8 protein-coding genes are annotated in these 12,590 nt (G+C 48.6%); 5 read left to right on the forward strand and 3 right to left on the reverse strand.

The genetic code is table 11. From position 1 onward, the window contains the following. The first annotated feature begins 18 nt into the window (after positions 1-18). The 3 genes from secF to HRU79_06920 all read left to right on the forward strand — a co-directional run bounded on the left by secF (position 19) and on the right by HRU79_06920 (position 6,621). A complete protein-coding gene (secF, locus tag HRU79_06910) occupies positions 19-966 on the forward strand; it encodes a protein translocase subunit SecF (GenBank protein QOJ26395.1) in 948 nt (315 codons plus the stop codon). A gap of 118 nt (positions 967-1,084) precedes the next feature. Continuing rightward, a complete protein-coding gene (locus HRU79_06915) occupies positions 1,085-2,353 on the forward strand; it encodes an adenylosuccinate synthase (protein ID QOJ26396.1) in 1,269 nt (422 codons plus the stop codon). 56 nt (positions 2,354-2,409) lie between these two features. Continuing rightward, positions 2,410-6,621: a T9SS type A sorting domain-containing protein gene (locus tag HRU79_06920; protein QOJ26397.1), complete on the forward strand. Its 4,212-nt coding sequence runs from the start codon at positions 2,410-2,412 to the stop codon at positions 6,619-6,621. 11 nt (positions 6,622-6,632) lie between these two features. Here the strand turns inward: HRU79_06920 and HRU79_06925 are convergent, their stop codons facing one another. Next, positions 6,633-7,514, reverse strand: a complete 882-nt coding sequence (locus tag HRU79_06925) for a hypothetical protein (GenBank protein ID QOJ26398.1) — start codon at positions 7,512-7,514, stop codon at positions 6,633-6,635. Between HRU79_06925 and HRU79_06930 the strand changes: the two genes are divergently transcribed. Continuing rightward, positions 7,513-7,698: a hypothetical protein gene (locus HRU79_06930; protein ID QOJ26399.1), complete on the forward strand. Its 186-nt coding sequence runs from the start codon at positions 7,513-7,515 to the stop codon at positions 7,696-7,698. The genes HRU79_06925 and HRU79_06930 overlap by 2 nt on opposite strands. On the opposite strand, the gene HRU79_06935 is transcribed toward HRU79_06930, so the two are convergent. Continuing rightward, positions 7,661-8,800 carry a DUF1624 domain-containing protein gene (locus HRU79_06935; protein QOJ26400.1) on the reverse strand — a complete coding sequence of 380 codons (1,140 nt, stop codon included), beginning with the start codon at positions 8,798-8,800 and terminating at the stop codon, positions 7,661-7,663. The genes HRU79_06930 and HRU79_06935 overlap by 38 nt on opposite strands. Before the next feature lie 155 nt (positions 8,801-8,955). Here HRU79_06935 and HRU79_06940 point away from each other — a divergent pair, with 155 nt between their 5' ends. Beyond that, positions 8,956-10,518, forward strand: a complete 1,563-nt coding sequence (locus HRU79_06940) for a Ppx/GppA family phosphatase (GenBank protein QOJ26401.1) — start codon at positions 8,956-8,958, stop codon at positions 10,516-10,518. A 55-nt stretch (positions 10,519-10,573) separates the two neighbouring features. On the opposite strand, the gene HRU79_06945 is transcribed toward HRU79_06940, so the two are convergent. Continuing rightward, a complete protein-coding gene (locus tag HRU79_06945; GenBank protein ID QOJ26402.1) occupies positions 10,574-12,214 on the reverse strand; it encodes a redoxin domain-containing protein in 1,641 nt (546 codons plus the stop codon). Positions 12,215-12,590: the final 376 nt, after the last annotated feature.

Consider the following 12,590-nt stretch of genomic DNA (forward strand, 5'->3'; position numbering starts at 1 on the left):
TTAGAACAAGGAAACACCATGGATCTTATTAAGAAAACCAATTTTGACTTTGTTTCTTCCGCCGGTCGTCTCTTTATGGTGTCAACCATAGTTGCCGTGGTTGGAATTATCGCTTGTTTTATTGTTGGTCTTGACTACGGAATTGATTTTACCGGTGGTACCCAGCTGACAGTGCGCTTTAACAAGGGACAGGTTGAAACAGAACAAATACGCCAGGTTATTTCTGACCTGGGATACCCCGGGGCCCAGCTGAAAAGTTTTGGATCAAAGGGCGAATACCTAATTCGCGTTGGTGCTGTTGGAAATCCTTCGGAGGTTTCGCAAAAGGTTGTAAACAACCTCCGGCAATCGTTTCCAACCGAGAATGTTGAACTGTTAGGTGCAGATAACGTAGCTAAGACTGTCTCTACGGAGCTTGCCATTGATTCCATCCTGGCTCTGGTGGTGGCGGTAATCATTATGCTTATCTACATTGCCTTCAGGTTTGAGTTTGTGTATGGCCTCGGGTCAATTGTAGCCTTGCTGCATGACGTAGTGCTCGCATTTGTTATTTCGGTACTGTTTAACAAACTCGGCCTTCTGAACCTTGAACTCAGCATCAACTCGGTAGCCGCATATCTTACCATTCTTGGCTATTCTATTAACGACAAAGTTGTTGTGTTTGACCGGATTCGTGAAAACCGCGAAAAGCATAAGGGTATGAACCTGAGTGACCTGATTAACCTTAGCATTAACGAAACTCTGAGCCGAACGATCATTACTGGTGTTTCGGTGCTGGCTGCCTTGCTTGTGCTTATCTTTTTTGGTGGCGATGTTTTGGAAGGATTTGCCTTCACAATGTTCGTTGGTATCGTTATCGGTACATACTCGTCGATTTATATCGCTTCGTCGTTTGTGCTGTGGTACACAGACCGTGTTCTGCGTAAAGAAGTTGGAGCAGCACATGCTGCAGGCGCAAAGGGCTAATCTCCGGTACGGAGGTTGTCTGCTTTAAGTGTTGTTCGGCTGCCGGTAACTGCACAGTCGTCAACTTGCTCTTAAAACTGTTTACTATTTTGTTTGTACAATCTAAGTCTGCGCCGCCATGAATGTTCAGATCGTTGTTGGCACCCAGTGGGGTGATGAAGGCAAGGGTAAGATTGTAGACTTACTGTCACATAATGTGAATATCGTAGCCCGGTACCAGGGCGGCGCAAATGCCGGGCATACCATCGTGTCGGGCGATACCAAGGTTGTGTTGCACCTTATCCCCAGTGGAATCCTCCACCCGGGTGTCCACTGTGTTATTGGTAACGGAACCGTTGTTGACCCGGTAGCCCTGATGCAGGAAATCAGAATGCTGGAGGACATGGGAGTGGATGTAAACGGGCGTTTGCATATCTCGCATAAGGCACACCTGATTATGCCCTACCACAAGGCGCTCGACGCAATGCGGGAAAAGGGGGCCGGGAGTATCGGCACCACCGGACGCGGTATTGGTCCGGCATACTTCGATAAGGCATTGCGTATTGGTATCCGGATCGTTGATTTACTAAACCGCGATACATTACGTGACAAACTGCGGGTTAACATCCGGGAAAAAAACCGAATGCTCCAGGCAATGTACGATGCAGAGCCTCTGGATATTGATGCTATCGTTGATGAGTACGTGAATTTTGATTCTCGAATTGATCCGTTTATTACCGATACCACGCACCTGTTGAATCAGGCAATTGCCAGCGGCAAAACAGTACTGGCCGAGGGAGCGCAAGGGGCTTTGTTAGACCTGGATCACGGGACCTACCCGTTTGTAACCAGCTCAAACCCAACCAGCGGCGGAGCCTGCACAGGCCTGGGCATTCCTCCAACAAAAATCGGCTCGGTTGTGGGCGTTGTAAAAGCTTATTCAACCCGCGTAGGCAATGGCCCCTTCCCAACAGAACTTCTGGATGAAACAGGAGAGCTGCTACGAACGGAAGGCCATGAGTTTGGTGCCACCACAGGCCGGTTGCGCCGGTGCGGGTGGCTTGATATACCGGCCCTCCGGTACAGTTTTATGGTGAACGGTGTTACTGAAATTGCCCTCACCAAACTTGACGTGCTGGGCGTGCTTGATGAAATTCAAATTTGCACCGGTTACTCGGTTGACGGTAAGCAGCAACGATTCTTCCCTGCTTCCGCAGAGGTGCTCGACCGGGTGGAATGCCACTATACAACCTTCCCTGGGTGGAAACAGGATATCGGAAGTGCCACCAGTTTTTCGGAACTCCCCGCCAACGCACAGAATTATGTTGCTGCCATCGAAGATCTTATGGGCGTTCCCATTACATGGGTAAGTACCGGTCCCGGCAGAGAGCAAACGATTCAACGGTAGAAGATTTTTCTCCGATGAGTGTAACACCTTTGCCCGGAAACAGTTATGTTGGGTAATTGCGAGCGCTTTTAACGATATCATTCCTGGTTTCAATCTCTGCCTCCATGCTTTTCGCTCAACGGTGGGAGCAGGTACAGCTTTCAGCACCGTACGATTCGGGCTATTATTTGGATATCTATTTCCTCCCTTCACAGCCACAATATGGCTGGGCATGCAGCCAGGACAGCGGCTATGTTGTGCGCACGACCAATGGCGGACAAACCTGGATGGGCAGCAGAGTGGTGCAGTCAGGCTTCTGTCACCTTGAGTACATACAATTTCTTAACACTCAGGTTGGATACTGCACTGGACCTTGCGGGGTGTATAAAAGCACAGATGGCGGAGCATCATGGTTTGAACTGAACCTGGGATATCCTGACAGTATGGTGTGGGGAGGATGGTTCAAGGATGAATATGAAGGATGGGCAACAGGCGGCTCGTGCGGTGTTAATAATTTTTACCATACAACCGATGGCGGAACGTCATGGGAGCGGTTTAGGGATACTACGGTCAAACGTTCCAATATGAGCGATCCGCTGTGGCAAGGCGATATGCCGGCGGGCACCGTGTACGCGGTTGGTAACGGAACTCTGTGGAAGTCAACTAATAGCGGCAGTACGTGGTCGCCGGATTCGTACACCGGCACCACCTCGCCATGGCACGAGGAAATATCTAAGCTGGGTAATACCATTATGGTTTCGTGCGCCGGAAATAACTGCGGAAGTGACTATACAACCGGCGGTATGCGGTGGACCCACGATGGTGGCTCTAACTGGTACGAGTTCAATACAGGCTCCGATATGTTTGGCGTGTACCTGCTTTCAGCTCAACATGCCTGGGCAGCAGGCTATGCAGGCAACGTGTGGCAGACGCTGAATGGCGGAACGTTATGGGCTCTTCGTAACTGTGGTCTGCCTACTAAACACATGGATGATATTCTCTTTTTAAATGATTCAACGGGATGGGTAGTTGGTCAGGGTATCTATCGCCTAGCACCTCCACGGCGTACTCTTTCCGATTCTGTTGTATGGTTCCTGGATGCGTGTCCGGACTCTGTACTCCGTGATACAGTATGGGTTACAAACGAAAACTTTTTTCCGAGCGATTGGACGATCGAGCTGGTTGGTACACATAGCTACATGTACAGGGTTGCCAATGTTGTTCCAACACCGCTGCCCTCCTGCAAACCAACAATGGTTATTGTGGAGTATAAAGCCACGGTACCGGGTCTTAACTCCGCCGACATGATCATTAGAATTCAGAATCCCGACACTACGCTGGTTGTTCAGCTGCGGGGCAGGCAACGGATGTTTAATGCGGTTCCGGCTGACACGCTGATCGAGTTCCGGCATCCGGTAGGAAAACCTGTTAACAGGGTGCTGGAATGGTTTGCTACGGCTCCGCCACTCGAAGAGATTCGGGGTATTGCCAGAGATAGTGGCAGTTCGGATCTTTCACTTACCGGCACCTATCCGGTTAAAATCAATGTCGGACCCCCTACGGCGCAAACGATAATTTCCGGGACTCTGAGGGATACCGGATGGGTGGCAACAAAGTTTTTAGTCCAGATGCAGCCCTGCCTCCGAGATACAACAATTACTGTTCGAGTGTACGGAGAGTCGGGTATTATTGATTCTGATACTGTGCTGACCGCCAATACGGGCTGTGCTGCCTCCGATACACTATATCTGCCAGTTTCAAACTCGGGTAATGCACCGCTTACAGTTTTTTCGGCACAGCTGCTGGGACTAGGTACAGAGGCATTCACGATCCTTGGTATGAAAAGGGCGGGTACAAATCCGCCATGGAAGATTGATGTTGGCAAGACAGATACTCTTGCCATCGTGGTCACACCTACGTCGAATATTCATCAGGTGGTACTTCAACTGAATAACGATGATCTTACTACGGCACGAGGTGTGAAAACACCCAGGCAGGTGACGATTAGTGTGCAGTCAATGCGGGTTGAAGCAAGTGTAACGCCACAGATGATTGATCTGGGGACGGTATGTACGGGCACGTGGAAAGACACGGCTTTTACAATTACAAATACGGGGCCGACGGCACTATCATACACACTTAGCGGATTGCAACCACGCTTCATGGGCCTGGGCAGCGGTTCGGTATCTATACCCCGCAACGATCATCGTAACGTTCCGTTTCGGTGGAGTGCTGACTCGGCAGGCTCGTACCTGGATACAATTGCCATTAAGATACGTCCGTGCGATTCAGTGTGTTTTGTTGTTGTTCGTGCTACCGTCGTCGAGTTGAACATTGCGTCGGTAACAGAAAGCATAACGGGGAGCATTGAAGTAGGGAAGACCCTTGTCCGGTCAGCCACCGTTGTAAACCACGGCTCCCAAACCGTGCGAGTAACATCGGTGCAGCTGATCCCTCCGGATTCTGATTTGGTGGTTAATGCCTTAACGCCGTTGGACCTTGCCGGTGGTGATAGTATAAAAGTTGAAATTCAGTTTACGCCCGATGTGGTGCGCAGGTACAGCGGCAAATTGCTCGTTGACGTTGATGGAATATGCAGGGGAACGATTACAATACCGGTTGATGTTCGGAGTATAAGCAATCGTGTTACGGTTTCAACAACGGAAATTCTGTTCCGTTCAGAATGTGACCTGAGAATTCAAACTGATAGCATTAAGATATCCGGCTTGTCGGGACAGGTTGCAATGAAGGCACCTACTATTAATCAGACTGGTAATGCTTTCAACCTTGTAATGCCAACCGTTCCATTTACAGTGTCAGCAAATCAGGAGCAGTGGGTAGTTGTGCAGTACAGGCCAGCAAATTCACGCAACGCTGTGGCTGTACTGGAGCTTGAAACAGCCGATGGTTCCGACAGATTTGATGTACAGCTTTCAGGTTCCGCAACTTGGTCTGACTGGGTAGGTACACCCTCTGCCATTAACTTTGGTGACCTTCGTGTCTGTGATTCTGTACAGGTTAGTCAGATTGAAGTTCGTAATAATGATTCTGTTGCCGTCACCGTTAACGTAAATACATCAGGTTTGCCGACATGGCTCGATATTCCGGCGTCCCGCATTGATGTCCCGCCTTTTGCCAGTGAGTTTCTTACAGTTCGATGCCTGACCAGCCAGCTGCAAATTGGTAATAACCAGTACCGTTTGGTGCTGACAGACGAAACATGTAGGCAATTGGATACAGTTGAGGTGTTGGCTCTGCTTGCTGACGGTGCCTTGGTTGCCGAACCTGCTGAAATCAATATTTCGGTTGCTGTTGGAACAAGTACAACACAAACTGTCAGGGTGATAAATCCTACTCGGCAACCTCGTAAAATTATTGATGTTCACGTAGTTGGTCAGCAAAGTAGTTGGAGTATTGAAACACCGGTTACAGACAGCATAGTGCAGCCTGCCGACACAGTAATTATCCGTGTGGTGTTCGCCCCGTTGACCGAGGGGATATTTAATACAACGCTCCGGATTACTCAGGCAGAACGATGCACCACCATCACTGATGTGGCCTTGAATGGTGAAGCGGTTCAAAAAGGGATACTGCCTTCACATACTGTTCGGCTGGTGGTGAACGACTATACCGTGCCGGCCGGAAGCCGAATTGCAGTGCCGGTATATCTGGAGGGCTCAATGAAGGATGCGATACCTGACTCAATGGCGTTTCGTGTTTCGTTTTCGGCTCTTCACCTCCTGGTTGACACGGTGTATCAGGGAACCATTCCTGATGCTCAGGTTGAACATTCATACAATAACGGCCAACTCATTGTGCAGATGCGCAAGGATGGACCTGAATTTGGAAATGGAGGCTCGGTAGTCGTGATAGAAGGAACTGCCATGCCTGCGTTGCCAGACAGCACCATATTTACGTTTGCGGATGATAGCGTATGGTCAGCCCAACAAGTTGAGGTTCGGCATCGTCCGGGTGTTTTAATCGTGGATGTATGCGGACCTCGCAATTACGTTATGCTTGCAAACCCCACCACGATAACAGTGCAACCGCCAGTGCCGGTCGGAGATCGTGTAAACATACAAATAGACGCACCGTATTCAGAACACCTTTCCGTGAGTGTAATTGATATGCAGTCTAACCGCGTAATTACAATTCCGGATATCCAGGTTGGTAAGGGGCTTTCCAACCTTGCAATACCACTTCACTCGTTGCCGTCAGGGATGTACATTGTGCACATTCAGTCCAACCGTGGCGGAGTATTTACGCTGCCGGTGCCGGTTGTTAGATAAGGCGGTCTGTACTAAGCCGGTTTAAGTAGTTCAAGCAGGACCGTCTCAGCCGTTGTACGAAGGGCTTCCTTGGTATCAGAATCTACAACGCCCGTTGTAGTGCGAATAACAGAATAGGTACCGTTACTTTCTATTCTTGCCAGACGCAGCGTTAGCTCAGCCCCCTTCAACGTCCGTTCAACAGAACCAAGAACAACATAGTCCACGCCAACACCATACAGGATATTCAGCTCACTTTTCGATGCATGCCGGTTATTCTCCACAAGATAGAACCCGGCGCGGGCAAACAGTGTGTCATGTGTATCGATATCCAGTACGGTGATCGTATCGTTGGCTTGAGCGGCTGCAACCATTGCCTGTGTTACATCGTATGAGGCAAGAAGCTGCTCACTGAATACAGCCCACTCCGGGTATGAAGAATCGGCTTTGAACGTAATACCGCCAAATGACAGTACAGATGCCTTCCTTGCACGCAACCCTACGTCCAGCGTATCGTACCGAGGTTCTGTCGGCAGAGCGCTCAGTGCTGCACGCTGTACTGCAAGAAGTACAGCGGGATCGGCAACCACCGTATTGTCGCCCCTGGTGTACGCAATCGCTGCATACCCAACACCGCTGCGAATAAAACCGGTATCTGCTGCAGAAACAACCTGCATGTCGGCACGAACCAGGTGTTCTATACGGCGTACCCTTAAAAAAACTGAATATGTGCAGCCGACACGGGATGCTGCTTCACGAACTGACAGTTGACTGCTACCCTTGAGTATCGAGTCGCGGGCAAAAAGATCACAATACTTGTATCCTGCAAGTGACAGTGCAAGATTCAGAGCTGCCTCGGCCTTTCGTGTACCAATAGCTTTATCGGCTGAGTCAACACTGATGGCAGCCGCCATGAAACACTCCGAATGTGCAGATAAAACACTTGGAGCAAGCATGAAAAGTACAACCAATATCCTTAACACATGCCTGGCAAAGGGAGTCAACGTCAAATTTGTGCGTAATAGTAGTCGTGCCGACATGGGTGAATTTCCTATGAAGCTTATCGAATTAAAAAAACAGCAAAAACTAAAAGCATAAAGCCTGCGATAGTGCCGGTGACGTATTTGGGGAATCGAACCTTGTAATGATGCCATAACAGAGACAATCCAACCATGGGAATTGTAAGTGCCACCCATGCCGCAAGAATCGTTGGGAAGCTGCTGTTGGCAAGATTCAGCGAGCGTATGATATTCGGAGTTACAGTGCTGTAAACAACGAGCAGATGAGCTACGTAAATAAAGAGTGATTCGTTGCCAATCTGCTGCAGAATTACTCCTGTCCGACTTCCGCCAAGCACGTTGTTGGCTCTGTACAGTAACCCAAACATGCATAAGATGCAGCTTAACCGGAATGCATGAACACCCGGACTTGAATTCCACCAGAACGTATCCCATGGAGTACTAAATGGCAGGCTCTTTATCGTAAAAACAACAGGCGGGACTACCACTCCGGCAACGATAAACCAGTTGGCAAGCAAGGTCTTGTTACTTGCCGAAAAGAATAACGTACCACCTGCAAAACCGGCACACAGGTATCCAACCCACGGAATGAGAGGGAAGGTTGATATTGATGATTTTGAGAATGCCAGAGACGGTAAACTTAACGGATTCAGAGTGTTCGTAAACTTCCATATCAGTGCAGTAAACGTGAAAATCAGCACCGTGATAACTGCTGCTGCTACGGCAACACGGTTTACGGTGCGGAGTATGAAGAAGAGTCCAAGTACCAGCACTGATCCAAGTACGATCGTGTGAAGGACATCGAACTTTATCCATGTGATAAACCGCTCAAGCTGCACATACTTGAAGGCAGTAAGTGAATACGCGGGAATATGCAGCAGGTATGCAAGAAATAGGATAAACGAAAGGCGGCGCAGGTATATCCATAAACTCCGATCCGAACGCAAAAACAAAGCCCCTTTCCGCGAAAGCGCAATAGCCAAGCCAATACCTGCACAAAGGATGAATGTTGGAGCAACAAAACCGTTGGACAGGAAGAGGAGATTGCCCCAGAAGCCATGCCGAAGAGTGGGTTCGGCAATCACATTGGTGATATGAACCTGAATCATCCACAGAATTGCCAGTGCTCTGAGAACATCCAGAAATGTATACCGTTGTGTTGTGGGTGTTGAAACGGTCACTGCGGACCTCTGCCTGTAATGCGTCGCAGAAATCCGAGTACAACTTTTGAAATAAGTATTGACCCAACCACTACAGCCATGACAATAATCGCATACCGTTGCATATACACATAAAAAAAGTTGCTCGAATTTAGTTGATCACAGTATTTTCGGCAGTGATTTCAGGCACCCGGAACAGCGGAAGCAAGACGATTGCTGCGATAGATGTTGGAACAAACTCAATCCACATGGTAATTGCTGCCGTGAACACACACTCTACCTTGCACGTTCTTGAGCGTAACAAGGAGGTTGTGAGGTTGGGGTCATCGGCAACCGATATGAAACAGTTGTCTGCTGAAGCGATGGACCGGGGTGTGGCTGCTCTCCAGCGCTTTGCCGTCGAAGCCGGATCACACAAGGCACTGATTAAGGCCGTAGCAACGAGTGCTGTGCGCGAAGCAAATAACCGTGATGTGTTTTTGGACAGAGTGCTAAAAACATCCGGTATTGATGTTGAAGTTGTGAGCGGGGTTGAAGAGGGGCGGCTAATTTACGTTGGTGTGTTGCACTCGCTTCCCGTGATCTCCAGGCAGACGTTAGTTATTGATATTGGAGGCGGAAGCACCGAAACAGTGATTGGAAGTCAGGGCGATGTTGTTGCCGTTCACTCTGTAAAACTCGGGCACATTCGTCTGACGAAACGGTTTTTTCCCGACGGCATCGCAACGCCTGAAACAATCGAGGCATGCAGGAATGCTGTACGCAATGAATGGACGCCAACATTCCAGGATCTTATGCGTGCCGGGTTTAACGAAGTGGTTGGTACAAGCGGGACAATAAAGGCATTGGTTGGGATGACTCTGGCCCGGCAGGGGAAACACGTGCCGGAGTCGTTAAACGGCGTGAGAGTTTCAAGGGATGACATGATGACCACCATAAACAATGTTATTTCTGCAAGCGCTGATTCAACCGTGGCGTTGTTGCCGGGACTTGACCCTAAGCGTGCAGATGTTATTCTTGCAGGAGCGTTAATACTGGAACAGGCATTCGTAGGATTGAATATTGCAGATCTTGTTGTTTCCCGGTTTGCTCTGTGCGAAGGGCTGGCCTTTGACACAGCACAGAAAATGCATGATATTCAGCAATATCATCACTTGTCGAGTCTGCGCTACCAAAGCATCATGCATTTGTGTGAACTGTACCAGGTACGCCTTGACCACGCCGAGCACGTTAAAATCTTAGCACTGCAGATCTTTGATGCGCTGCAAAATGTACACAACCTTACCGACAGAGAGCGGGAGCTGCTGGAGGCCGCTTCGCTGCTTCATGATGTGGGATACCATATCTCGGCAGAACAGCATCATAAGCACAGCGAATATATTATTGCAAACAGCGATCTTTCGGGCTTCACCAATGATGAGGCCGATCTTATTGCTGCTATCGCTCGGTACCATCGCAAAAGCCATCCAAAAAAGAAGCACCCAAACTATAACAGACTGCCTGCCTCCTCGAAACGTATCGTGAGGATATTGGCTTCAATACTTCGTATTGCCGAGGGATTAGATCGGAGACAACTGGCGATAGTAAGGAATGTTAGGGCCGTTGTTACCGTTTCGACTATTGAGCTTAGTCTTGAATGCTCCGAAAAATCAGATATCGAAGTATGGAGTGCGGAGCGCAGAAAGGGGCTTATGGAAGAGGTCTTTAAAAGAGAAGTCCTCCTGGTCCCCTGCGGCTGATTACAAAAACAGTTTGCTTACTGAATGTACTCCGGTATAGCGGTTTAACCGAATATTAGTGAAGAGTTTCGCTAAGGGTTTTTTCAAGTGATTCCCCTCGTAGCTTGTTGCTGATGGCAATAATCTTAGAATCAGGCGCAATAAGGATTGTAAACGGGATGTATGGCGTCTGAAATATTTCGGCCGCTTTGCTCTTGAACACGCCATTACTGAAAACATGATGCCACGGCATCTTCCATTTGCCGTTTCTGTACTTTGCAATATCTTCGGGCTTACCATCAAGTGAGATGCTCAGAAAGTCAATGTTATGATCATGAAACTTATCGAATGCAGCATGCAAAAACGGCATCTCGCCTCTGCAGGGTCCGCACCAGGTTGCCCATAGGTCAATTAGCAGGTATTTGCCTTTAAAACTTTCCCTTGAGAAGAACTTGGTCGAGTCTTCGAGCGAAGCAAAGCTGAAATCGGGTACGGTTTTTCCAACCATGATTGCACGACCGGGGTCGTACTGCTTATTGGCCATATCAATGGCACTTGACCCAGGGAATCTACGCTTTAGGAGAGAGAGTATCGGCATGATATCGGCGTTTGGATTCACTGCGGTTGCAAGATCAAGTACCTGGAGCAGTGCCCACGGAACCGTGTTGGTGTCCTTTTCTGCCTTGTGAGCAGCCATGATGTAATCCTCGTATCGGGTAATATCTCCGGTGGTGAATGCGGTTTGCAGCATGACTGAGGCATCGGACCACAGATACGAGTCAGGCGCAACGGATGAAAGGATTTCTTCTGCCAATTTCTTGCTACGTTCGTCAATCGAAGTATACCAGGGAATCTGGAGATAACTCATTAGTAGAATTCTGCGAAGGTCCTTGTCCGATTCGTTCGAAAATTCATGGAGGATCTCACGTCGTACCGAGTCAGTAACCCTTGCCATTATCTGTTCGGCACTATTGCTTGCTGCCATGGCTTGTTGTGTATCCCAAATGTACCGAAAGCGGTCAGCATTACGCTCCCGGTACTGAACGTATGCCTGTTCCCATTCGTTATGAATATTGATGGAAGGCTGAGGTGAGGATTCCGGCATCGATGCAGGATCGAACACTACACGCACGGTGTGGCCCGGCGAATACAGCACTGAGCGGTAGTCGCCGCCAAGGTCGTATTCGTAGGAGTTTGACATCGAGCCGTTAATACTGTGCTGCTCTGTCTGGTCAACACCAGGATGAAACAGAAGTATCTGGTATTTGAGAGTGTCGTCGCGAGTATCAAGATTAACAAAATACTTACCATCCGAACCACGCTGCATCTTTGTACCGGTTTCAAACTTAAACCGATTAAAATCACCAATAATCAGTACTGAATCAATAGTTTCCGGGCGCACATTGGCTGCCAATGAAACGTCTATAGGAAGAGGTGAATGGATAGATTCCGATATAAACAGGTTGGCTGTGAGCGGCTGGTGATTTGTACCGGAAAAGACAATACTGAGTCTTCCGAGTTTATCTGTTGTAAAACGAAATACACCATTGTCATCCGCCACAGCAACAACGGTAAGGCTTCCCGTCCTATCAGGCGTGCTCACGTGGGCCAGCTGCATTGGCTTTCCGTTGTGTCCCACCAAACGCCCCGTAATCTCCACCCGGCAATTCAGATTAAGTGAACTACATAAAACGAAAATGCCAATGAGAGTTTTCATAACAGGATTGCAGTAATTGACACAACATTAATTGATACTAACTTAAGTAAAGAAGTGCACTGTATTACTCTAAACAATAAGAATGTATGCATCTGTTCTGAATGTTGCTAAGAAGTAGTTACCGGAAATGGATGTTTAGGCACCTTTAGCAGTTTGAAAAAGCAGCATCTGTCCGAACACAGCGGGGTAGTAGGATAAATGCCATGCAGCGGTTAGACGGTTTTTTTCGCGTCGGCCTGTACAATGGGGAGGGGTGCTGTTTAAACCGGCGTACAGCCCATTGCGAAGCAGTTTTTATCTTCTCAAGCATGACATGAAAAAAATATAGCCCCTTCATCATTCGTCAACTGAACTTTGAATCTGTATCGTGCAGGAT

The sequence above is a fragment of the Ignavibacteria bacterium genome (assembly GCA_015709655.1).
Lineage (GTDB): Bacteria > Bacteroidota > Ignavibacteria > Kapaibacteriales > Kapaibacteriaceae > OLB6.